16 protein-coding genes, 1 tRNA gene, 2 rRNA genes and 1 pseudogene are annotated in these 21,670 nt (G+C 48.8%); 12 read left to right on the forward strand and 8 right to left on the reverse strand.

The window, feature by feature from the left end; translation table 11 throughout:
- Positions 1–150 precede the first annotated feature (150 nt).
- Positions 151–465: a hypothetical protein gene (locus tag THEPK_RS04380; RefSeq protein WP_042698788.1), complete on the reverse strand. Its 315-nt coding sequence runs from the start codon at positions 463–465 to the stop codon at positions 151–153.
- A 94-nt stretch (positions 466–559) separates the two neighbouring features.
- Between THEPK_RS04380 and THEPK_RS12555 the strand changes: the two genes are divergently transcribed.
- Positions 560–1,433 (forward strand): IS982 family transposase gene (locus tag THEPK_RS12555; protein ID WP_394296067.1). Its coding sequence is split into 2 segments (ribosomal slippage): positions 560–988 and positions 990–1,433, totalling 873 coding nucleotides; the frame shifts between segments, so codons are not numbered across the junction.
- Between the two features lie 201 nt (positions 1,434–1,634).
- On the opposite strand, the gene THEPK_RS04395 is transcribed toward THEPK_RS12555, so the two are convergent.
- On the reverse strand, positions 1,635–2,309 hold the full coding sequence (locus tag THEPK_RS04395; RefSeq protein WP_042698793.1) for a DUF835 domain-containing protein: 675 nt from the start codon (positions 2,307–2,309) through the stop codon (positions 1,635–1,637).
- A 271-nt stretch (positions 2,310–2,580) separates the two neighbouring features.
- Complete coding sequence (locus THEPK_RS04400; RefSeq protein WP_042698796.1) at positions 2,581–3,768, reverse strand: glycine C-acetyltransferase; 1,188 nt, start codon at positions 3,766–3,768, stop codon at positions 2,581–2,583.
- Positions 3,769–3,950: 182 nt separating this feature from the next.
- Here THEPK_RS04400 and THEPK_RS04405 point away from each other — a divergent pair, with 182 nt between their 5' ends.
- Positions 3,951–6,251 (forward strand): replication factor C small subunit, encoded by a 2,301-nt coding sequence (locus tag THEPK_RS04405; RefSeq protein ID WP_052315888.1) that lies wholly within the window; start codon positions 3,951–3,953, stop codon positions 6,249–6,251.
- Positions 6,252–6,261: 10 nt separating this feature from the next.
- Positions 6,262–7,722, forward strand: coding sequence for a replication factor C large subunit (locus tag THEPK_RS04410; protein ID WP_042698799.1), 1,461 nt, complete (start codon positions 6,262–6,264; stop codon positions 7,720–7,722).
- Here the strand turns inward: THEPK_RS04410 and taw22 are convergent, their stop codons facing one another.
- Genes taw22 through moaA form a run of 3 tightly spaced genes read right to left on the reverse strand, consistent with a single transcriptional unit; the run spans position 7,723 to position 10,538 of the window.
- Positions 7,723–8,733, reverse strand: coding sequence for a tRNA (guanine(37)-N1)/4-demethylwyosine(37)-methyltransferase Taw22 (taw22, locus tag THEPK_RS04415; protein ID WP_042698802.1), 1,011 nt, complete (start codon positions 8,731–8,733; stop codon positions 7,723–7,725). It abuts the gene before it with no gap.
- Positions 8,705–9,565, reverse strand: coding sequence for a DUF835 domain-containing protein (locus THEPK_RS04420; protein WP_042698805.1), 861 nt, complete (start codon positions 9,563–9,565; stop codon positions 8,705–8,707). Before THEPK_RS04420 ends, taw22 begins: the two co-directional genes overlap by 29 nt.
- A 49-nt stretch (positions 9,566–9,614) precedes the next feature.
- Complete coding sequence (moaA, locus tag THEPK_RS04425) at positions 9,615–10,538, reverse strand: GTP 3',8-cyclase MoaA (protein WP_042698807.1); 924 nt, start codon at positions 10,536–10,538, stop codon at positions 9,615–9,617.
- A 120-nt stretch (positions 10,539–10,658) separates the two neighbouring features.
- Between moaA and THEPK_RS04430 the strand changes: the two genes are divergently transcribed.
- A complete protein-coding gene (locus THEPK_RS04430; protein ID WP_232194533.1) occupies positions 10,659–11,423 on the forward strand; it encodes a hypothetical protein in 765 nt (254 codons plus the stop codon).
- A complete protein-coding gene (locus tag THEPK_RS04435) occupies positions 11,389–12,804 on the forward strand; it encodes an Rne/Rng family ribonuclease (RefSeq protein WP_042698813.1) in 1,416 nt (471 codons plus the stop codon). The genes THEPK_RS04430 and THEPK_RS04435 overlap by 35 nt, the downstream gene beginning before the upstream one ends.
- Here THEPK_RS04435 and radB read toward each other — a convergent pair.
- The gene (gene radB / locus THEPK_RS04440) at positions 12,764–13,465 is read right to left on the reverse strand and encodes a DNA repair and recombination protein RadB (RefSeq protein WP_042698817.1); all 702 of its coding nucleotides are present in this window, start codon (positions 13,463–13,465) and stop codon (positions 12,764–12,766) included. The two genes, THEPK_RS04435 and radB, sit on opposite strands and share 41 nt — an antisense overlap.
- An 11-nt stretch (positions 13,466–13,476) precedes the next feature.
- Positions 13,477–14,115, reverse strand: a complete 639-nt coding sequence (locus THEPK_RS04445; protein ID WP_042698820.1) for an MBL fold metallo-hydrolase — start codon at positions 14,113–14,115, stop codon at positions 13,477–13,479.
- Positions 14,116–14,216: 101 nt separating this feature from the next.
- On the opposite strand from THEPK_RS04445, the gene THEPK_RS04450 reads away from it, so the two are divergent.
- From THEPK_RS04450 to THEPK_RS13000, 7 genes and pseudogenes are all read left to right on the forward strand, one after another.
- Positions 14,217–14,570, forward strand: coding sequence for an ASCH domain-containing protein (locus THEPK_RS04450; RefSeq protein ID WP_042698824.1), 354 nt, complete (start codon positions 14,217–14,219; stop codon positions 14,568–14,570).
- Positions 14,567–15,265 carry a DUF1614 domain-containing protein gene (locus THEPK_RS04455; protein ID WP_042698827.1) on the forward strand — a complete coding sequence of 233 codons (699 nt, stop codon included), beginning with the start codon at positions 14,567–14,569 and terminating at the stop codon, positions 15,263–15,265. Before THEPK_RS04450 ends, THEPK_RS04455 begins: the two co-directional genes overlap by 4 nt.
- A 44-nt stretch (positions 15,266–15,309) precedes the next feature.
- A complete protein-coding gene (locus tag THEPK_RS04460) occupies positions 15,310–16,164 on the forward strand; it encodes a ribose-phosphate diphosphokinase (protein ID WP_042698831.1) in 855 nt (284 codons plus the stop codon).
- Positions 16,165–16,668: 504 nt separating this feature from the next.
- Positions 16,669–18,154: ribosomal RNA gene (locus THEPK_RS04470) — 16S ribosomal RNA — on the forward strand.
- A gap of 53 nt (positions 18,155–18,207) precedes the next feature.
- Positions 18,208–18,284, forward strand: a tRNA-Ala gene (locus tag THEPK_RS04475).
- Between the two features lie 121 nt (positions 18,285–18,405).
- Positions 18,406–21,435 (forward strand): 23S ribosomal RNA (locus tag THEPK_RS04480).
- The 16S and 23S rRNA genes sit together here with 1 tRNA gene alongside, the layout of an rRNA operon.
- 148 nt (positions 21,436–21,583) lie before the next feature.
- Positions 21,584–21,670, forward strand: a pseudogene (locus tag THEPK_RS13000) (IS6 family transposase); the annotation flags it as partial.

A 21,670-nucleotide genomic window follows, 5' to 3' on the forward strand; every position in this document is an offset into this window, starting at 1 on the left:
GGAGACTCCCCACATCTTCAAGGCTCTCGACAGTCCCCATTCGGGCTTGACAAACCCCACATTCTGGGAACTGCTTCACCACAAGGAAGTATAATTAGAGACTATTTAAAAATTACGGAAAACAAAGGAATTCAAAAGTTCCATTTATCACTACCTATGAAACAGCCCACTCGGGGTTCCTATCCAAACCCGATACCCTCCTATTGGTAACTTTCCAATGCCAATCACCATTGAGAGTTTGCTTCCATGCTCCACTTTATAATGTTTGTATGCGAAGAATATCAAGTGTATTATGCGGCTATTCTGAATGCCATTTCCAGTGAGATAAGCTTCTAGAGCGGCTCCAGGAGTTACTGACTGAGGTTCAATGTCTCTTGGGATACTTGGAGTTGCCATCGCGCTTCCTGCTGTCACTCCAACCATCAGCAGTCCCAGCAGGACTGCGAACAGGAGCTTCCACTTCACGAGGTTCACCCCCTTGCAGTTTTTGCATTATATTTATACCCTAGTTCCCATTAGATCGTTAGAGTTATAAGCACTTAAGTCTTTTGATTGATTGGTGGTTGTATTGAGCTTTCAGAGGAAAATCCTGATCATAAAATCCGAAATCTACCCGATAATCAGCAAACACTACCCGAAAAACACTCACAGGGAAATAATCAGCCTCTACGACCTAATAACCTTCGCAATACTAGCACACTTGCACTTCGGAGGAGTTTACAAGCACGCTTACAGAGTCCTAATCGAAGAAATGAAGCTGTTCCCCAAAATCAGGTACAACAAACTAACAGAACGCTTGAACAGGCACGAAAAACTCCTGCTCCTAGCGCAGGAAGAATTATTCAAAAAACACGCCAGAGAATACGTTAGAATACTGGACTCAAAGCCCATTCAGACCAAGGAGTTGGCCAGAAAAAACAGGAAGGATAAGAAGGGTTCTTCAGAAGTCATCTCTGAAAAGCCCGCAGTTGGGTTTGTTACCCCTCTAAAAAAAGTTTTACTATGGGTACAAGCTGACCTGTTACTCTGATGGAAATTTGCTGGCTTTACTGTCTGTTGATCCGGCAAACAAGCATGATGTGAGTGTTGTCAGGGAAAAGTTCTGGGTGATTGTTGAGGAGTTTTCTGGCTGTTTTCTGTTTTTGGATAAGGGGTATGTTAGCAGGGGGCTCGAGGAGGAATTTCTGAGGTTTGGCGTTGTTTACACGCCAGTAAAGCGGGGGAATCAGATTAGTAATCTGGAGGAGAAGAAGTTTTACAAGTACTTGTCTGACTTTCGCAGGAGGATTGAGACTTTGTTTTCGAAGTTTTCTGAGTTTCTTCTGAGGCCGAGCAGGAGTGTTAGTTTGAGGGGGTTAGCTGTCAGGATTTTAGGGGCGATTCTGGCCGTGAATCTGGACAGATTATACAACTTCACAGGTGGTGGGAACTAGGGTATTTATAATTTTTTCCTTTTACTAAAAGTAAGTGTTGTTCCTTTTTTTCGATTATTGAATTAATTCTGAGTTGCGTTTTTCGTTTAGAACGAATCAAAAGAAGCCCGAGTAAAGGAGTTGCACGAGGATGCAATCGAACATGTTCTCAATGCAACATTGCGGGGAAATTAAAGTAATTATGAGTGGAATTTCTAACGGTTACTCTGCCCTTTCTCTCTCAAAGCATTTAAACTCCCTCCTCAGCAGGTTCCACTCCCTCTCATTGAGAGAAGCCTTCTCGACGGGCACTAGGATCACAGTGTTATTTATAACGGCGTAGTCCTTTAGTGTTGAAAGGAACTTGAATTCTGGAACAAATTCGTTCTCGAGGATTAGGTACTCAAGGCCATCGAGATATATCAGCTTGGGAGTATCGTTTCTCTTCATGAAATTGATCAGGGTGTGGAGCAGATATTCAAGCCTTCGGGGGTTAACACAGTCATCGCTGCATTCAGCGGCTGTGAGCCACAAAATCGGAACCTCTTCAAGGTTAAGGGTCTTCCTCACACTATCTGGCTGCGTACGTGTGATTATCAGGGGAGCACGGCCCTTAATAAGCCTTGACAGAAGGTTGAGGCCTGAACCAGAGGGGATAATATACACCCCAGGGGACATCTCCTCGGGTTCGCCTTCTATTTCCACAACAGGAACGAGCTCGTACTTCCTTGTTATGGACGATATCATACCTGCCCAGCCAAAAATCAGAGGAAAGAGCCCTATGAAGAGGAGGAAGTTCCCAATAGTGCCGAGGAACCTTTCCGTACTCTGCTCTATGTGGATGAACCCGGCATCGTTGAGGTCGAGGGGTAGAAAAATAACCTTTGCCAGAGTCACGAGTGAAAAACCGAGGGTTATTAAATCGTACGAGCGGGAAAACTGCGGATAGTGGGAGATAAATTGGCGTCTATAATACAGGCTAAGCAGGGTTATAGTGAGCAGCGCCAGGAGGGGCAATCCCTGCAAGGACAATGTGTATAATGTCGACTGCCACGTCTTACACCCAAATAAGTAATTTGTGATTGGAGTATATAAGCTCTTCTGCTGACCGTTAATCTAAATCGACGTATAAAAACAGAACAAAAGACAAAAAAGTGTTCAAAATTCTTCACTTCAGGAACCCGGTCTTCTTTCCGAGGTCTTCGAACGCATCTATTACGTACTGCAGGTCTTCCTTGCTGTGGGCCGCTGAAGGCTCAAGCCTTATTCTCGCCGTGCCCAATGGGACTGTCGGATAAACTATTGCCTGGGCGAAGATGTTGTATTCATCGTAGAGTCTTCTTGAGAACTCTTGGGCTAGCTTTTCGTCATATAGCATTACCGGTGTAATTGGGTGCTTGGTGTTTCCTAAGTCATAGCCAATGTCTCTTAGTCCCTTCTGGAGGAAGTGGGTGTTGTCCCAGAGCTTCTTAACGAGCTCATCACTCTTCTGGAGAATCTCAACCGCGGCAATAGCGGCAGCAACGTCAGGCGGATTCAAGGCGGATGAGAACAGGAATGGTCTTCCCCTCTGCTTTAAATATTCTATTGCCTCCTCTGGCCCTGCAACATAGCCACCAATGACACCGAATGCCTTGCTCAGAGTTCCCATTTCAAAGTCCACTCTGTCGTGCAGTTTGAAGTGATCCACTATACCCCTCCCGTGCTCTCCCAGAACACCTTCACCGTGGGCATCATCAACATAAACCATCGCATCGTACTGTTCCGCTAATTCCACGATCTCCGGGAGTGGGGCAAGGTCACCGTCCATGCTGAATACACCATCAGTAACAATAAGCTTCTTTTTCTTGTCTTTCACTTCTTCGAGCCTCTTTTTGAGGTCTTCCATGTCGAGGTGCTTGTAAATAACTTTCTCGGCCCCGCTTAACCTCATACCATCGATAATGCTCGCGTGGTTTAGTTCTTCGCTAACAAAAACTCCATCCTCGCCTTTCTTTATGAAGGCACTTATTGCCCCAAGATTTGCATTGTAGCCGCTCTGGAAGAGAATGGCGGCTTCTCTCTTCTTGAACTTTGCAAGTTTTTCTTCAAGCTCCACGTGGAGTTCCATTGTTCCGGCTATCGTTCTAACGGCTCCAGCTCCAACGCCATAGTCAAGAATAGCTCTTATAGCCGCTTCCTTAATTTTTGGATGTGCTGCTAAGCCAAGATAGTTGTTTGAGCACATGTTTAGAACTTTCTTCCCATCAACAATCACCCAGGGGCCCTGGGCACTCTGGAGAACTCTAATTCTGACGTAAAGGCCTTTTTCTTTAAGTTCATTAAGTTCTTCAGTAATCCAATCAAGCTTTGCCATAGACAACACCGAATATAATATTCACATTTTTGTCCTATAAAAGTTTTTCATGAATTTAAATGAACAACAGAGAGCAAGTTTCCTTGAGAGGTGGGGAAGTTTTGGAAATTCTTTGGGATTCCAAAGAGTTTAAATATTCTCGTGATTATAAAGTGTTTAGGTCACGATAACAGGTGGTTGCAATGGTTGAGGAAGTAAAAGAGGTTAAGGAAGTTAAAATTCTTGAAAAACCGTGGGTTGAGAAGTATAGGCCTGAGAGGCTTGACGACATTGTAGGGCAAGATCACATAGTGAAGAGGCTTAAGCACTATGTTAAAACCGGCTCGATGCCGCATCTTCTCTTTGCAGGCCCACCCGGAACGGGAAAAACGACAAGTGCTCTTTGTTTAGCCAGAGAGTTATTTGGGGAGCACTGGAGGCATAATTTCCTCGAGCTAAATGCCTCCGTCTCCAAAGACACGCCGATACTGGTGAGAATCAACGGAAGAATCCTCAGGACCACTTTTGCCGAGCTGGACAGGCTTTACTTCGACGAAAGCGACGGCGATGTCTCCTACAAAGATGCCTCGAACCTCGAAGTACTCACCGTTGACGAGAGCTACCGTGTCAGATGGGCGAAGGTTAGGAAAATAATCCGCCACCGCGTTCCGGTCATACTTCGCGTCCACCTTGAGGGCGGTGGAAAGCTTGAACTGACCGGCAACCACTCGGTTATGGTGCTCACGGAGAACGGGCTTGAAACGGTGAAGGCAAGCGAGCTGAGCGAGGGGTCTATCGTTCTAAGCTTCACGGCGAACTTGGAGGGCTTCCTCGACGTCCTAGACATGAGAGAATATGGAATCAAGGAGAGCGCGAGAACGAGAACCTTTGAGGCGCTTCCGGTTGGTGAGGAGCTATCCTACATGCTCGGCCTATACGCGGCCGAGGGGGCAGTTGGCTTTAAGGGGAACACTTCAGGTCAGATCATCTACACCCTCGGGAGCCACGAGAGGGAGCTGATAAACCGCGTCAGGGAGTTCGCCGAGGGGCTGGGCGTCAGCCTCTACGAGAACTACACCTCCTCAGGCTTTGACCGCTCAAAGAAGAGCGCATACCAGATCAGGTTCCTGAGCACCCAGCTGGCCAAGTTCTTTGACGAGAACTTCTACGATGGCAACGGAAGGAGGGCAGAGAACAAGAGGATTCCCGGCTTTGTGTTTGAGTTCCCGGTTCACGAGAGGATAGCCTTCCTCAGGGGACTCGCCGACGGCGACGGAACCGGGGAGTGGGGCGGAGTTGTAAGGATCTCCTCGGTTTCAAGGGATTTGCTCATAGACACGGTCTGGCTGGCGAGGATTTCCGGAATTGAGGCGAGCGTCTTTGACAGAGAGGCGAGGCTTATCTGGAAGGGTGGCATGAAGTGGAGCAAGGCAGAGCTCCTCCCAGCTGAGCCGGTAGTTAAGATGCTAAAGTCCATAGAGCACGCCATAGACGGAAACTGGCGCTATGAACTGAGGCACCAGCTCTACGAGGGCAAGAAGCGCGTGAGAAAGGAGACCCTGAAGAAAATCCTCCCAATGGTGGATGAGACAAGGCTTGACACCAGAGGCAAGAAAGTCCTTGAAACGCTGAAGAAGTTAGCGGGCACTGACCTCCACGCATTGGTGGTTAAAAAGGTCGAGCTTGTTGAGTACAACGACTTCGTATATGATGTAAGTGTTCCGGGCAACGAGATGTTCTTCGCTGGTGAGATACCGGTTCTCCTCCACAACTCGGACGAGCGCGGCATAAACGTCATTCGTGAGAAAGTAAAGGAGTTTGCAAGAACGAAGCCGATAGGCGGCGCGAGCTTCAAGATAATCTTTCTTGACGAGGCGGACGCTCTGACCCAGGACGCCCAGCAAGCATTAAGAAGAACAATGGAGATGTTTTCGAGCAACGTAAGATTTATCTTATCCTGTAACTATTCGTCAAAGATCATCGAGCCGATCCAGTCAAGATGCGCCATATTCCGCTTTAGGCCGTTAAAAGACGAGGACATTGCAAAGAGGCTAAAATACATAGCTGAAAATGAAGGGCTCGAGCTAACTGAAGAAGGCCTTCAGGCAATACTCTACGTGGCTGAAGGTGACTTAAGGAGGGCAATAAACGTTCTCCAAGCTGCAGCTGCCCTAGATGTCAAAATAACTGATGAAAACGTATTTTTGGTTGCAAGCAGGGCCAGACCAGAAGACGTTAGGGAAATGATGCTTTTAGCTTTAGAGGGCAATTTCCTTAAAGCTAGGGACAAGCTTAGGGAGATACTTCTAAAGCAGGGTTTGAGCGGAGAAGACGTTTTGATTCAGATGCACAAAGAGGTGTTTAACCTTCCAATAAGCGAGCCAAAAAAGGTTGCCTTGGCAGATAAAATTGGTGAATACGACTTCAGGCTTGTTGAGGGGGCCAACGAAATGATTCAACTTGAAGCCCTCTTAGCCCAGTTTACACTGCTCGGCAAGGATTAGGTGAGCCCAAATGCTGCCGTGGGTTGAAAAGTATAGGCCAAGAAGGCTCGCGGATATAGTAAATCAAGAAAAAGCATTGGAAAAGGTTAAAGCATGGATTGAAAGCTGGCTCCATGGGGCCCCTAAGAAAAAAGCCCTCCTCCTTGCTGGTCCTCCGGGTAGCGGGAAGACTACGACAGTTTATGCTCTGGCTAATGAGTATAAGTTTGAGGTAATTGAGCTCAACGCAAGCGACGACAGAACTTTTGGTAAAATAGAGCGCTACCTCAATGCAGCTTATACAATGGATGTCTTTGGAAGGAGGAGGAAGCTGATATTTCTTGATGAGGCGGATAACATAGAGCCTTCGGGGGCAAAGGAGATAGCGAAGCTCATAGACAAGGCAAGGAACCCCATAATAATGTCTGCCAATAGATACTGGGAAGTGCCGGCAGAGATAAGGGGGAAGGCGGAGATAGTGGAGTACAAGCGTTTAACCCAGAGGGATATTTTAAAGGCTCTCTTTAGGATTGTAAAAGCGGAGGGCATTTTCGTTCCTAAAGAAGTCCTGCAGGAAATTGCAAAAAGAGCTAGGGGAGACTTAAGGGCAGCAATAAATGACCTCCAAAATCTCGTAAGCGGCGGCGTTGAAGATGCCGAGCTTGTTCTGGCATATAGGGATGTTGAGAAGTCGATTTTTGAAGCTCTAGGCACGATATTTGCCACAGATAATGCAAAAAGGGCAAAAATGGCCCTCATGAACCTTGACAATACTCCGGATGAGGTTCTCCTCTGGATTGAAGAAAACATTCCCTATGTGTATTACAAACCAGAGGACATTGCGAGGGCATATGAAGCCATAAGCAGAGCCGATATATACCTTGGAAGGGCAACAAGAACAGGGAACTACGGTTTGTGGAAGTATGCAATAGACATGATGACCGCCGGAGTCGCTGTTTCAGGGGTAAAGAAAAAAGGCTTCTTGCGCTTCTATCCACCAAAAACTCTTAGAATGCTCAGAGATACCAAGGAGGAGCGCTCTATTAGGGACTCCATAGTGAAGAAGATAATGAAGGAAATGCACATGAGCAAACTTGAGGCTATTGAAACAATGCAGATATTCAAAGCCATATTTGCTAACAACCCGGATGTTGCAGCTCATATAGCAGTTTTTCTCGACTTAGGGGATAAGGAGATTGAGCTCCTTACTGAGGATAAAGAAAAGGCGGCAAAGATCAAAGGGAAGATGCTGGCCATTCATAGAAAGTTGAAGGAAACGAAAACGGAGCTTGAAGTGAGAATTGAAACAATTGAAGCTGAGGCTATGGATGAAGAAGAAATCAGTGAAGAAGAGCCAGAGGAAGAAGAGGTTGAAGAAATAGAGGAAGAAATAGAAGAAATAAAGGAAGAAAAAGAAGCTGAAGAAAAGCCCGAGGAAAAGAAAGAGAAGAAAGGCAAACAGGCAACTCTCTTTGATTTCCTGAAGAAGTGATCAAAGAAGTTCGATATCGGCACAGACCTTAAAGACATGGGGTTTGTAGTCGGAGACTTTCTTTATCCTTACCTTACATTCCTTTCCGAGCTCTCTGCACTGGGAGATAATTCTTTCTTTAAAGTCCTCTATTTTGCTCTCGTGAACAAAATCATAGTAATGAACCCACTTTTCGGCTTTTTCAAGTGCCAAGCAGAGAGCATCAACACCTTTTGGGGTTGGGCTTATAACCCTATCAAAAGTCCCAAGCTTTGGAACAACATCAAATACATCCCCTTTGATGATCTCTATGCTACCCTTGAGTTTATCCCTGTTTAACTGAATGTTTTCAATGCCGAGCTTTACGGCATCTTCGTTTAACTCTACGGCTGTTATTTTAGCATTTTTGTATCTTGCAATCACGAGGGCATAGGGTAGAATCCCGGCAAACATTAGGAGGATTCTTTCTCCATCTTTTACAAGCTGAGCCAACCTGTACCTTTCCCCCTTCATTCTGGGGTTGAAAAACACTTTGCTTAGATCGACCTTAATCTCCACGCCGTTCTCTTTGTGCACAGTTGTCAGCCTGTTCTCTCCCCATATGATCGTGTAGTCCCTTACTCTGAAAACACCTTTGTGGAATCCCTTTTTTGCTATCACCTTTAGAAACGGATGCACTTTAAGTAATGCCTCAACTATCTCCTTCTCTCTGTGCTCTATTTCCGGCGGGATTTGAATTACCGCTATGTCCCCTACGACATCGTAACGCCTGAGAAAGTTTAGCTCCTCTTTAGTAAACTTGTCCCTTAAGATGCTCTCAAGGTTTTTGTAAATTTGTCTCTCTGGTCTGAGAGGAAGCTCAATATCCACAATCTCAAATCCAAGATTTTTGGCTTTCTCTGGATCCGTTATGGGTAGAAGAACATTTTCTTCCTCTCTTCTTGGTCTTCTTTTTCCATCATAAATCCCCACTCGCTTAAGAATCCTCTTTGCCTCTTCTGCTTCACTCTTCTTTACCCTCACCGCTGGCATGACCTTCTCCCTCTAGCAGTGCCGCGAACAATTTTTGGGAAACCTCTTTAATGAGCTCCTCTTCCTTCTTTTCCTGAAACTCTTTCAGGAGTGTTGTCTCTTGAGTTTTGTCTAGGACGTTTGGAGGCAAATATAAGATTAGCATTGACTCGTTGGAGATTACGTAATCCTTTAACGAGAACAAAAACTTTGCAACGGAAGAAAAGTCGTTGTAGAGGATTAGATACTCAATTCCCTCGAAATACACAACTGCCTTTCCACCTTTTTCTCTTAAGAATCTTAAAATAGCATCTTGAATTACGTGAAGCTTTGTAGGATCTCCTGCGCCTTCTTTCTCTAATCTGCTCAGCCATATAAACTTATCTGGCTCCAGCTGGTATTTTTTTATCCATAACTCCTTTTGAGCCCTACTCACAACAAGGAGTCCGTTTGAATGTCTCGACAAAAATGTCAGAGCATGGGGGCTTGCCGGCTTTTTAAACACATATGCCCCAGTTATTGGTGAAAGCGATATTTTTTCTGGGTATTTTCTTGGTTTTACTTCCTGGGGACTTAGAGCATTGAGATAGTAGAGAACGGACGAAACCAAAATTATGTAAGAGAGGGTGTAGAAAATTGCCATTACAAACCATAACTGCATTTCAGTTAGAGAATCGATCACAACCCCAAGTGAGCCCGCGGTGAAAAGGGAAGCGGAAATTAAAAAGTTCCTAGCTAAGTTTTTCCCAGGTTCCTCGATGTTTTTGTAGTAATGAAACGCTCTTATGCTGAGGGCTATTCCTATTGCTGTAAGACCTGAACCTGTTAGGACTCCAAAGAGATTCATGTACATTGCTTCTCCCTCTAGGTTAGAGTACTCTAAGGCATTATTTAAATACTTTTCATTTCCAATAGGGCTCCCGCATGAGAATAGCCTTTTTAAAAATTTCAATAAGTTCCTCATCGGAGGCGTTGTTCCTTATTGGAGTTAGGATATCTACGAGGTCATCCCTTCTCAAGAGGCAGGTCTTTAAATGGCCCGTTGAAGTGAGCCTTATCCTAGTGCAGTTTGCACAGAATATTGTGTTGTGCATTGACCTAACGACCTCAACCTCGGCGATGCCGTAGTCTGTGGGAATAAAGTATTTCTTTCTCCTGTGCATTCGTCTTTCCTTTACATCCACCGCGATCTCCCCAAATTTCTCTTCCAGAGGTTTTAGCGGATAAAAGTACTTTTTGAAAAACCATGAGTCCTCCATCTCCCTTGGGACTTCGATTTCAATTAGCTGAAGAATGGCGTTTTTCTGGGCAGCGTAGTTTATCATATCCCATATTTCCCCATCGTTGAGACCTTTCATGACAACCATGTTAAGCTTAACTGGATAGAAGAGCTTGACGGCTTTCTCGATTCCTTCAAGAACCTGAGGAAGCACGTCAAATCCTGTAATAGATTTATATTTCTCCCTATCTAGGGTATCGAGACTTATGTTTACCCTATCGAGTCCAGCTTCTTTTAATGGCTCCGCCAGTAGCTTTAGTGTTGTCCCATTTGTGGTCATGGAGAGGTCTTCAACGTAGGGCCGTATTCTTCTCACTATTTCCACTATGTCCTTCCTAATAGTGGGTTCTCCACCAGTTAGCTTGACCTTTTTTATACCGAGCTGGGACGCTATTCTAACTATTCTTTCTATTTCTTCTGGCTTCATATCCTCGAAATTTAGAGTTTGGCCCTCTCTATGGCAGTAGAAACAGTTTAGGTTGCACTCGTTTGTAAGAGAAATTCTCAGGTTTGTCACCGGTCTTCCAAAGCGATCAACTAAAACCATGTACTTCCCTCTACTAATTAAAACACCACTACTTTAAAAAAAGATTTTGGGTAAACAATTATGTTAACCACAAAAGCTGCGAAAAGTAAAAGAACAATGAGGGAGTATATAATGTAGGGGATGAAGGTGGACACAAATAAAATTCGTGAACTTGTTAAAGAGGCTGAGGTTCTCCACAAAGAGTTTCAGAAGGGCTTTCTTCGCGTTTATTCACTTTCTTCATCAGGCGATTTTGGGGAGTTGAGAGAGGTATTGTCCGAGCTTTATGGCATCATTGAGAGAAAATTTGATATAGCGTCTCAAATAGGGAGGGCATCTTCTCTTCTTGGGGGGGACTTTGAGCGGCTCGCAAAAGAGCTTCAAAAAAACGAACATCAAATGAAATTTCGATTAGAGGAACTCCTTCTTTTAGTTGAGAATCCGAAAATGAGCTTCACTGAAAAAGCCAAAATAAATGCATCCCTCCAGAGGTTGTTGCAGTTTTATAGGGTATATGATTACTCAATCACCCAAACAATTCAAAAGCTAACTGGGGAACTTGAGGGGCTTATATTTATAAGTGAGGAGGGGAAACTACCACCGGCCAATATTGTTGACAAAATAAAAAAGATAGAAAATTTGGATGAGAAACTTGAGCTCTTAATCTCATTCATCTACTACCTCTACACCAACCCCTCATGGGTTCATAAAGTTGAAGAAGCCTTGAGAGACTGGCATTCAAAGGGATTGCTGTGGGTTGAGGTGAGAAACGTAGAAAAGAACAGCGGAGTTGAGAGAGAACATGCTGCTAAAATCCTTGAAGGCTTAACGCTCATTGGTGTTGTGGAAAAACGGGAAAGAGGTGGTGAATATGTCTACAAACTCAGAGGTTTCGGTGAGGATTAGAGGGATATACAGCACGGCTTTGACAAAGTTGCTCCTCGATGAAGGCTTTAAGATAAGCCAGCCAAGTCAGAAGATCGCTGAAAGACTGGGAATTGAAAAGGTCTACGACGAGTTCGATGTAGATATTCAAGACAAAAAAGACTCCCATGGTGTGGTACTGGTTGGAGAAAAAGTCGAAGAAGTTAAGAAGGTTTTTGAGGAGAAATTTTTAGACGTTTTCTTCAGAAAAATGCCCTACCAGCTTTATGGCATATATAAAGGAATCGTTATCAAAAAGGACGAAAGATACGTGTATGTAGACATAGGGAATGCAATTGGAACTTTGCTAATAGAAGAGTTCCCAGATGCTGCTGAAGGGAACGAAGTGCTTGTTCAGGTCAAGAAAAACAACCTCCTTCCTCATTTGAGTGTCTTACTCACTATACCAGGGGACTATGCAGTGCTTATTCCAAAGCCCGTTGGAACCCAGAGACATGTGAAAATATCAAGGAAGATTAGGGATCAATCAGAGAGAGAAAGGCTTAGAATACTTGGATTGAGTGTCGATCTTGGAGAATGGGGGGTTTTGTGGAGAACGGCAGCTGCGTATAAAGATTGGAATCTCCTACGGGATGAGCTAATAAAGCTTTCAAAGATCGCTGAAAAGCTGAAAGAGGCTGAAAAATACTCTGCTCCTGCCCAAATAGTTGAGGGTAGAGACATCTATGAGGTTGAATTTGGCGGTGCGGCAAAGGCAAAGCTTGACGACATAAGAAATACGGTAGTCCCTACGATAGAAGGACATCACAAGTTTAAGGCATACGATCCCGAGTTTGGCTTTGCCGTTGAAATTGGGGAGGGAATTCTAAGCAAGATCCCCTCTCAGAGAAAAAAGGTTAGTGAAGGCTTTTTGGAGGCATTAATCAACAATAAGGGGCCAAAGCAGGGATGGCTTTTTAGGTTTGAGCACGTTAAGCCAGACGGTCAAGTAATCAAAATAGGCCCAGGGGAAGTGGTTGAGGTTTCTCTAAATCCCCTAAAGCTGAAGGTAAGAAGGAATCTAAAACCCGGTAGATTCTATGATGGCTTGGACTTACCAATAGAAGCTGGGGATTATGCAATAACTGAGATTGAAGAAGGAAAATGGTGGTTTAAGCATAGCTATTATGATAGAGATGGCAACCTAAAGGGAGAATACTACAACATCTGCACCCCAGTTGAAATTTATCCAGATAGGGCAAGATACGTTGATTTAGAGGTCGATATAGTAAAGTGGCCTGACGGAAAGAAGGAGATTGTAGACAAAGAAGAACTCAAGAGGCACTACGAAGATGGGGTTATAAGCGAGAAGCTGTACAAGGCTATAGTAAGATTGACTCAGGAGCTTTTTGAAAAGATTTAGTTTTTTCCACATCTTCTATTCCTTTATCCGTTATTTTAAAGTAAACAATGCCCCCCTCTGGTTTGAATCTATGTCTTTCTAAAACTGCAATTCTGAAGCCATCCCTTAGCTTTTCTAATCTGAGGATGTCTTTACACTTATATCCCAAGGTATGCTCTGCTATCGGCTTTAGGAGATTGTGCTTTGAGTCGAAATAGACCTGATTTACAACAATAACTCCCAGATTATATTTTCTTGCAAGCCAAAGCAGAGTCTGAAGTTGCTTTCCGAGGTCAGCGGTAACTGCACTTTTGTTTTCCTCTAGTCTATAGTGGTTGGTTATTGAATCCACGACAATCAGTGAGAATTTTTCATTTACGATCTTTTTAAGGCCTGAGATAGTTTTTTTCTGCTCTTTGAAGTCAAACGGTTCAAACACGAGAAACTTCTGGAGGATTTTTTCTTTGTCAAGTCCTCTGGTTTCAGCCATTGTGGCTAATCTCTCGGGAGAAAATCCTCCCTCGGTATCTATATAAGCCACTTTTCCATCATTTAAAAGGCCCACCTGCATTGCTAGAGTGGTCTTTCCGGTAGCAAAAGCGCCGTATATCTGGGTTAATGTCCCCCTGCCTATTCCGCCGCCCAAGAGCTCGTCTAAGCTTTTACTGCCGGTGGTTAGCATTGTCCACACCGCTACACTTCGAGGGGCTTTCCAACTTCCGGGACTTTTATCAGAACCCATATTCTTCTCTCTCTAAGCTCTTTAATGAACTCTTCGACATCTCCCTCACTGTAAACGCCGTAGTGCATTGGTATTACTATTTTTGGTCGAACTACTTCAACTATGTTTGCTGCCTCCCTCACGTTTGCAGTTGACCTTCCGCTTATTGGGACAAAAAGGACATCTATTTTGCCCCGGAAATTTTTGAAAATCGGGCTGTAATATGTATCTCCGGGATGGAAGAGTGTTTTCTGCTCATTGGATATAATATACCCTACCGGATACTGGCTTGAGGGGTGCTCCACAAATATCGCCTTTACTTTAACCCCGTTCTTGAGCTCTATTTCCTGTCCCCCTTCGATCTCCATAACTTTGGTTATTCCATCGCTTATTGCCATTAGATACACGGGTTTAGGCCCTATGACGGTTGCATCTCTAAGTCTCGCCAGAAGGGGTGTTTTGCCGTAGTGGTCTGTGTGTTCATGAGTAACCAGTATGTAATCGATGCCATCTATGGCATCGTCATTGACATATTCGTAGGGGTCTATCAGAATTTTCACGCCATTTATTTCAATCCAAAAACACGCATGACCATACCAGATAATCTTCATAGGCGTAGCCTCCGAAAATAATAGATTGAAACTACACTTAAATCTTTCCCATCGAACGTTGGTTTTATAAAGGGATTATCATTATTTCGATTTGAAGGCATATGAGGGGATTAATAGTCAAAGAGCCATTTGCTTCTTGGATTGTGGAAGGAAGGAAGATATGGGAAATTAGAAAGAGCTCTACCAAGATTAGGGGAGAAGTTTACATCATAAACAAGGGTTTTGCAATAGGAAAAGCTGAACTTGTGGACGTTCTGGGGCCTTTCACACCCGAGGAATTAAAAGAACATAAAGAAAAGCATCTAGCAGAATATGAGTTCTTGAAGGAATACTCAAATGGCAAGAAGCTCTATGCGTGGGTTTTCAAAAACCCAGTAAAATTTGACAAGCCTTTGGAGGTTATAATGCCGAAAGGTGCTCAAATATGGGTTAATATCAGGGGGTTCAGGGAGTGAGGAGATACTTTTTTCTACCTTTGACTTTGCCTTTCTTGATTCTTCTGATTCTCTTGTTGCCAATCATTTTCATACTCTTTGCAGGTACAATAACACTAGCATTTCAGAAGCTGGGGCTTCCTCTTCCTGTTGCCTTTACGCTGTTTTGGGCTTCATTAATAGGAAGCTTCATCAACATCCCGGTTAAGGAGATCAGAAGCTACGGACCGATTGTAAGGGTTGCCAAAGTGTCTTTTTTTGGCATCACGTACCCCGTTCCTTACATTGACTGGGGTGAGCAAAAAACAGTAGTCAGTGTTAACGTTGGGGGAGCTCTTGTTCCCCTAAGTGTGGTTCTCTACGAGGTATTGAGGCTCATAATTCTCGGACAAAGTGACCTTTTGATTAGGGTGGTAGTTGCTGTTCTTATCTCGACGATAATTAGCAAAGCCTTTTCAAGACCTGTGAAAGGGCTGGGGATAGCAATCCCAACTTTTGTTCCTCCATTGGTTGCTGCCCTCCTTGCAATTACCATAGGTGCCCCGAACAGGCCTTTGGTAGCATATACCAGCGGCACACTTGGCGTTTTAATAGGGGCCGATCTGTTAAATTGGGACAAGTTTAAAGATCTTGGAGCTCCAATGGTCAGCATAGGCGGTGCTGGCACCTTCGATGGCATTTTTCTTGCCGGAGTTATTGCAGTTTTGCTGGTATGAAAAAGGTATTAAACGCTAAACCTATTTTCTCTGGGGTGATTGTGATGAAAGTAGTGCTGGGAAGTGGGGCTTATCACATGGCTGAAGAAGTTAAGATGAAGGCAGGCGAATACAACAAGGAAGTTTTAGACGTTGAGATAAAGAAGTTCCCTGATGGGGAAAAGTACGTCAGAGTTCTTGGAGAGGGAAAGGAAGCTGTTGTTGTTCAATCTACCTTTAATCCCCAAGATGAGCACCTTATTGAGCTTCTCCTCCTAGGGGATGCGCTTAGAGAGAGGGGGTTTGAGCATCTTAAGGCAGTGGTACCATATCTGGCTTATTCAAGGCAGGACAGAGTTACCAAAGAAGGAGAACCGATAAGCGTTAGAGCAGTTATGAGGGCTCTTGGCATCTATTACGATGAGCTTTACGTCTTTGACCTTCACAATCCAAAAACTCTGGAATACTTCCCGGGGAGGGCAGTTAACTTAAGCCCTGCCAGAGCTATAGCTGAGTATTTTGGGGAAAAGCTTGGTGAGGGGTTAGTTTTAGCTCCGGACAAGGGTGCATTGGAGAGAGCAAAGGCTGTTGCGGAGCTTCTTGGTTTAGAGTTTAGCTACTTCGAGAAGAAGCGCATCTCTCCAACTGAAGTTCAGATGACCCCTGTGGAAGTTGATGTGAGTGGGAAAAACGTGCTCATAGTGGATGACATCATAAGTACTGGAGGCACTATGGTAAAGGCCGCTAACATACTTAGGGAGATGGGCGCTGGAAAAATATTTGTTGTTGCAACCCATGGGGTCTTTGCTGAAGGGGCTATTGAGAGAGTTAGCAAAGCAGTTGATGAGCTTGCCGTTACAAATACTATACCCACTCCAGTTTCGAGGATAAGTCTTGTGGAAGACATTTTGAAACTTTAATGCTTTTTATGTCTTCTTTTTATTTCGGTTGGGGGTTTCTCTTGAGTCATGGTATAATGCTTGGTTTTTGGTGAAGTCCAGATATGGGTTTCAACTAAGAATCGACTAAGAAATAGTTTGTTGTTTTTGTCATTTATTCTTTATCATTTAAATGTTTAAAATCCGTGATAATGAAACTCGATTTTAACAGCTTCTTTGCTAAAAATATGGGCTCTCAAGGCTTTGCAAAAATTTTTCATTGGGGGGGTTTCGCCCTATAGGGTGGAGCGCCCGAACAGGGCGCCCAAAGCCCAGGCATAAAACGGCGGCGTCGGGGGGACAGGGTGCAAAGCACCCAACAATGAACCCCGCCCTCCAGCCTTGGGCACAAAAGGTGCGCTCCCGAGGAAACCCGAAAGGGGACCCCTCGGGGGTAAGGCAGGCCCAACACCCCGACCAAACCCCGGATGGGTTTTATGGTACTTCCCCTTGAGGGGAGTCCCACCGGCCGTACTCCTAATAGCAATTCCGGTTGATCCTGCCGGAGGCCACTGCTATCGGGGTCCGACTAAGCCATGCGAGTCAAGGGGGTGTCCCTCTGGGACACCACCGGCGGACGGCTCAGTAACACGTCGGTAACCTACCCTCGGGAGGGGGATAACCCCGGGAAACTGGGGCTAATCCCCCATAGGCCTGAGGCACTGGAAGGTCCTCAGGCCGAAAGGGGCTTTTGCCCGCCCGAGGATGGGCCGGCGGCCGATTAGGTAGTTGGTGGGGTAACGGCCCACCAAGCCGAAGATCGGTACGGGCTGTGAGAGCAGGAGCCCGGAGATGGACACTGAGACACGGGTCCAGGCCCTACGGGGCGCAGCAGGCGCGAAACCTCCGCAATGCGGGAAACCGCGACGGGGGGACCCCGAGTGCCGTGGCACCGCCACGGCTTTTCCGGAGTGTAAAAAGCTCCGGGAATAAGGGCTGGGCAAGGCCGGTGGCAGCCGCCGCGGTAATACCGGCGGCCCGAGTGGTGGCCGCTATTATTGGGCCTAAAGCGTCCGTAGCCGGGCCCGTAAGTCCCTGGCGAAATCCCACGGCTCAACCGTGGGGCTTGCTGGGGATACTGCGGGCCTTGGGACCGGGAGAGGCGGGGGGTACCCCTGGGGTAGGGGTGAAATCCTATAATCCCAGGGGGACCGCCAGTGGCGAAGGCGCCCCGCTGGAACGGGTCCGACGGTGAGGGACGAAGGCCAGGGGAGCAAACCGGATTAGATACCCGGGTAGTCCTGGCTGTAAAGGATGCGGGCTAGGTGTCGGGTGAGCTTCGGGCTCGCCCGGTGCCGTAGGGAAGCCGTTAAGCCCGCCGCCTGGGGAGTACGGCCGCAAGGCTGAAACTTAAAGGAATTGGCGGGGGAGCACTACAAGGGGTGGAGCGTGCGGTTTAATTGGATTCAACGCCGGGAACCTCACCGGGGGCGACGGCAGGATGAAGGCCAGGCTGAAGGTCTTGCCGGACACGCCGAGAGGAGGTGCATGGCCGCCGTCAGCTCGTACCGTGAGGCGTCCACTTAAGTGTGGTAACGAGCGAGACCCGCGCCCCCAGTTGCCAGCCCTTCCCGCTGGGAAGGGGGCACTCTGGGGGGACTGCCGGCGATAAGCCGGAGGAAGGAGCGGGCGACGGTAGGTCAGTATGCCCCGAAACCCCCGGGCTACACGCGCGCTACAATGGGCGGGACAATGGGATCCGACCCCGAAAGGGGAAGGGAATCCCCTAAACCCGCCCCCAGTTCGGATCGCGGGCTGCAACTCGCCCGCGTGAAGCTGGAATCCCTAGTACCCGCGTGTCATCATCGCGCGGCGAATACGTCCCTGCTCCTTGCACACACCGCCCGTCACTCCACCCGAGCGGGGTCTGGATGAGGCTCCGTCCTCTGGGCGGGATCGAGTCCGGGCTCCGTGAGGGGGGAGAAGTCGTAACAAGGTAGCCGTAGGGGAACCTACGGCTCGATCACCTCCTATCGCCGGAAACCCATCCGGGGGGCTTAAGGGGTGTTGGGCCTGCCTTTTCGTGGGCCGGTAGCTCAGCCTGGGAGAGCGCCGGCTTTGCAAGCCGGAGGCCCCGGGTTCAAATCCCGGCCGGTCCACCACGAAGAGGTGCACATCCCGAGCAACGCTCGGGGTGGAAGGGTCCTAGGCCCCGAATAAGGGGTCACGATGAGGACCGTGCATAGGTGGATTTGGCCCAAAAAATGTCCAGCCTCCAAGTAGGGGGTAAGAAACCTAAGCCGCCTGGTGGATGGCTCGGCTCGGGGCGCCGATGAAGGGCGTGGCAAGCTGCGATAAGCCCCGGTGAGGCGCAGGCAGCCGTCGAGCCGGGGATTCCCGAATGGGACTTCCTGCGGCTTTGCCGCACTCCCACCAGGGAGGGGGAACGCGGGGAATTGAAACATCTTAGTACCCGCAGGAAAAGAAAGCAAAAGCGATGCCGTGAGTAGGGGCGACCGAAAACGGCACAGGGCAAACTGAACCCTGAGTGGAAACACTCAGGGGATGTGGTGTTGTAGGGCCCTGCGCTGGAGCCTCTCGGGTGAAGCCGAAGTCCGCTGGAACGCGGCGCCGAAGAGGGTGATAGCCCCGTAGGCGTAAGCCCGAAGGCTCCTGCAGGGTTCCTGAGTACCGTCGGTCGGATATCCGGCGGGAAGCTGGGAGGCATCGGCTCCCAACCCTAAATACGTCCCGAGACCGATAGCGAACTAGTACCGTGAGGGAAAGCTGAAAAGCACCCCGGGAGGGGGGTGAAAAGAGCCTGAAACCAGGCGGCGATAGTTGGGTGCGGCCCGAAAGGAATGAGTCTTCCCGAAGGAAATCCCGGCGACGGGAGAGTACGAGGGAAGAGGACCGGGGTTGCACCGTCCGTCTTGAAACACGGGGCAGGGAGTTCACGGCCGTGGCGAGGTTAAGGGGAGAAATCCCCGGAGCCGTAGGGAAACCGACAGGTCCGCAGGCGCTTCGCCGAGGGACGGGGTGTGAAAGCGCCCGGAGTCACGGCCGTGAGACCCGAAACCGGTCGATCTAGCCCGGGGCAGGGTGAAGTCCCTCAACAGAGGGATGGAGGCCCGCTAGGGGTGCTGACGTGCAATTCGCTCCCGTGACCCCGGGCTAGGGGTGAAAGGCCAATCGAGGCCGGAGATAGCTGGTTCCCGCCGAATTATCCCGTAGGATAGCCTCCCCGGAGGTAGGTAGTGGGGTAGAGCACTGATTGGGTGTGCAGGGGGCGAAAGCCTCCGGCACCCTGTCAAACTCCGAACCCACTACCGCCGTAGATGGGGGGAGTAGGGTGGCGGTGTAAGCCGTCCACCGAGAGGGGAACAACCCAGACCGGGGTTAAGGCCCCAAAGTGCCGGCTAAGTATTACTCCAAAGGGTGTCCCTGGCCTTAGACAGCGGGGAGGTAGGCTTAGAAGCAGCCATCCTTTAAAGAGTGCGTAACAGCTCACCCGTCGAGGTCAGGGGCCCCGAAAATGGACGGGGTTCAAGCCGGCCGCCGAGACCCCGGCGCACGGACCGATTGGTCCGTGATCGGGTAGGCGGGCGTCCCGGTGGGGTAGAAGCTGGGCCGTAAGGTCCGGTGGACCCGTCGGGATTGCGGATCCTGCCGGGAGTAGCAGCATAGCCGGGTGAGAATCCCGGCCGCCGTAGGGGCCAGGGTTCCACGGCAATGTTCGTCAGCCGTGGGTTAGTCGGTCCTAAGCCAGCCCGTAACTCGGTGCTGGCGAAAGGGAAACGGGTTTATATTCCCGTACCGCGGTGGTAGGTGCGGCAACGCAAGCCCAGAGGGTGACGCCTCGGGGTAGGCGGACCGGCCCACAAGGCCGGCTAAGCGTATAAGCCCGGGGAGTGCCGTAATGGCGAGAACCGGGTGAAAGCGCGAATGGCCTCCCGTAAGGGGGGTTCCGCCGATCCCTGGGGCCCGTGAAAAGCCCTCTGGGAACGATCCACCGCGACCGTACCGAGAACCGACACTGGTGCCCCTGGGTGAGAAGCCTAAGGCGTGTCGGGGGAAACCCAGCCGAGGGAACTCGGCAAATTGGCCCCGTAACTTCGGGAGAAGGGGTGCCTGCGGTTGCGTAAACCGCAGGTCGCAGTGACTAGGGGGGCCCGACTGTTTAATAAAAACACAGGTCCCAGCTAGCCCGAAAGGGTTTGTACTGGGGCCGACGCCTGCCCAGTGCCGGTACGTGAAGCCCGGGTCCAACCGGGTGAAGCGCCGGTAAACGGCGGGGGTAACTATAACCCTCTTAAGGTAGCGAAATTCCTTGTCGGTTAAATGCCGACCTGCATGAATGGCGTAACGAGGTCCCCACTGTCCCCGGCTGGGGCCCGGCGAAACCACTGCCTGGCGCATATGCCAGGGACCCCCGGTGGGAAGCGAAGACCCCATGGAGCTTTACTGCAGCCTGCCGTTGCCATACGGCGGAGGGTGCGCAGCGTAGGCGGGAGGCGTCGAAGCCCGGTCTCCGGGCCGGGTGGAGCCGTCCATGAGACACCGCCCACCCTTTGCCGTATGGCTAACCCGCGGAAGCGGGGACAGCGGTAGGTGGGCAGTTTGGCTGGGGCGGCACACCCCCGAAAAGGTATCGGGGGTGCCCTAAGGTCGGCTCAGGCGGGTCAGGAATCCGCCGTAGAGTGCAAGGGCAAAAGCCGGCCTGACTGGACCCGTAACAGAGGCGGGTCCAGCCGCGAAAGCGTGGCCTAGCGAACCCCTGTGCCTCCCCGGTGGGGGCCAGGGATGACAGAAAAGCTACCCTGGGGATAACAGAGTCGTCTCGGGCGAGAGCCCATATCGACCCCGAGGCTTGCTACCTCGCTGTCGGCTCTTCCCATCCTGGCCCTGCAGCAGGGGCCAAGGGTGGGGGTGTTCACCCATTAAAGGGGAACGTGAGCTGGGTTTAGACCGTCGTGAGACAGGTCGGATGCTATCTACCGGGGGTGCTGGCCGCCTGAGGGGAAGGCGCCCTTAGTACGAGAGGAACAGGGTGCCGCGGCCTCTGGTCTACCGGTTGTCCTACAGGGCATAGCCGGGCAGCTACGCCGTATCCGATAAGGCCTGAAGGCATCTAAGGCCGAAGCGGTCCCCGAAAATAGGCGGCCACTCCCTGGCGCAAGGGGTCGGGTGACCGGCCCGTTGCCAGGGACGAGGGCACCCGTAGAAGACGGGTTTGATGGAGCGGGGATGTAAGCGGGAAGGGAAACCGACCCGTTTAGTCTGCCGCTCCCAATAGCCCGAGGTTCTTACCCCCGAAAGGGGGCTGGGCATTTGATAGGCCAAATCCACCTATGCACGGTCCTTGCGATAATCCTTCTCTGTTTTCTGAAAGACACTGTCAGGATAAGCAGTGGGACGTTAGGTTTAAGTTTCTGATACCTCTTCAGAAAAGGGGAGAGAAATGAGGACTGAAACCATTATTTACTTACTGGTTTCAGTCTTAAAAACCTTTCGCCGGAACAAAATCCCAGCAAAAAAGAAAACCAGG

The sequence above is a fragment of the Thermococcus sp. PK genome (assembly GCF_000430485.1).
GTDB classification, from domain to species: Archaea; Methanobacteriota_B; Thermococci; order Thermococcales; family Thermococcaceae; genus Thermococcus_A; species Thermococcus_A bergensis.

What these genes read in the sequence shown, in the direction of transcription:
- THEPK_RS04400 (WP_042698796.1), bottom strand. Translation starts at nt 3,768, where the DNA reads ATGGCAAAGCTTGATTGGATTACTGAAGAACTTAATGAACTTAAAGAA.
- THEPK_RS04450 (WP_042698824.1), top strand. Translation starts at nt 14,217, where the DNA reads ATGAGGGGATTAATAGTCAAAGAGCCATTTGCTTCTTGGATTGTGGAA.
- THEPK_RS04445 (WP_042698820.1), bottom strand. Translation starts at nt 14,115, where the DNA reads ATGAAGATTATCTGGTATGGTCATGCGTGTTTTTGGATTGAAATAAAT.
- THEPK_RS04420 (WP_042698805.1), bottom strand. Translation starts at nt 9,565, where the DNA reads ATGTACATGAATCTCTTTGGAGTCCTAACAGGTTCAGGTCTTACAGCA.
- taw22 (WP_042698802.1), bottom strand. Translation starts at nt 8,733, where the DNA reads ATGCCAGCGGTGAGGGTAAAGAAGAGTGAAGCAGAAGAGGCAAAGAGG.
- moaA (WP_042698807.1), bottom strand. Translation starts at nt 10,538, where the DNA reads ATGGTTTTAGTTGATCGCTTTGGAAGACCGGTGACAAACCTGAGAATT.
- THEPK_RS04460 (WP_042698831.1), top strand. Translation starts at nt 15,310, where the DNA reads ATGAAAGTAGTGCTGGGAAGTGGGGCTTATCACATGGCTGAAGAAGTT.
- radB (WP_042698817.1), bottom strand. Translation starts at nt 13,465, where the DNA reads ATGCTAACCACCGGCAGTAAAAGCTTAGACGAGCTCTTGGGCGGCGGA.
- THEPK_RS04430 (WP_232194533.1), top strand. Translation starts at nt 10,659, where the DNA reads ATGAAGGTGGACACAAATAAAATTCGTGAACTTGTTAAAGAGGCTGAG.
- THEPK_RS04405 (WP_052315888.1), top strand. Translation starts at nt 3,951, where the DNA reads ATGGTTGAGGAAGTAAAAGAGGTTAAGGAAGTTAAAATTCTTGAAAAA.
- THEPK_RS04410 (WP_042698799.1), top strand. Translation starts at nt 6,262, where the DNA reads ATGCTGCCGTGGGTTGAAAAGTATAGGCCAAGAAGGCTCGCGGATATA.
- THEPK_RS04435 (WP_042698813.1), top strand. Translation starts at nt 11,389, where the DNA reads ATGTCTACAAACTCAGAGGTTTCGGTGAGGATTAGAGGGATATACAGC.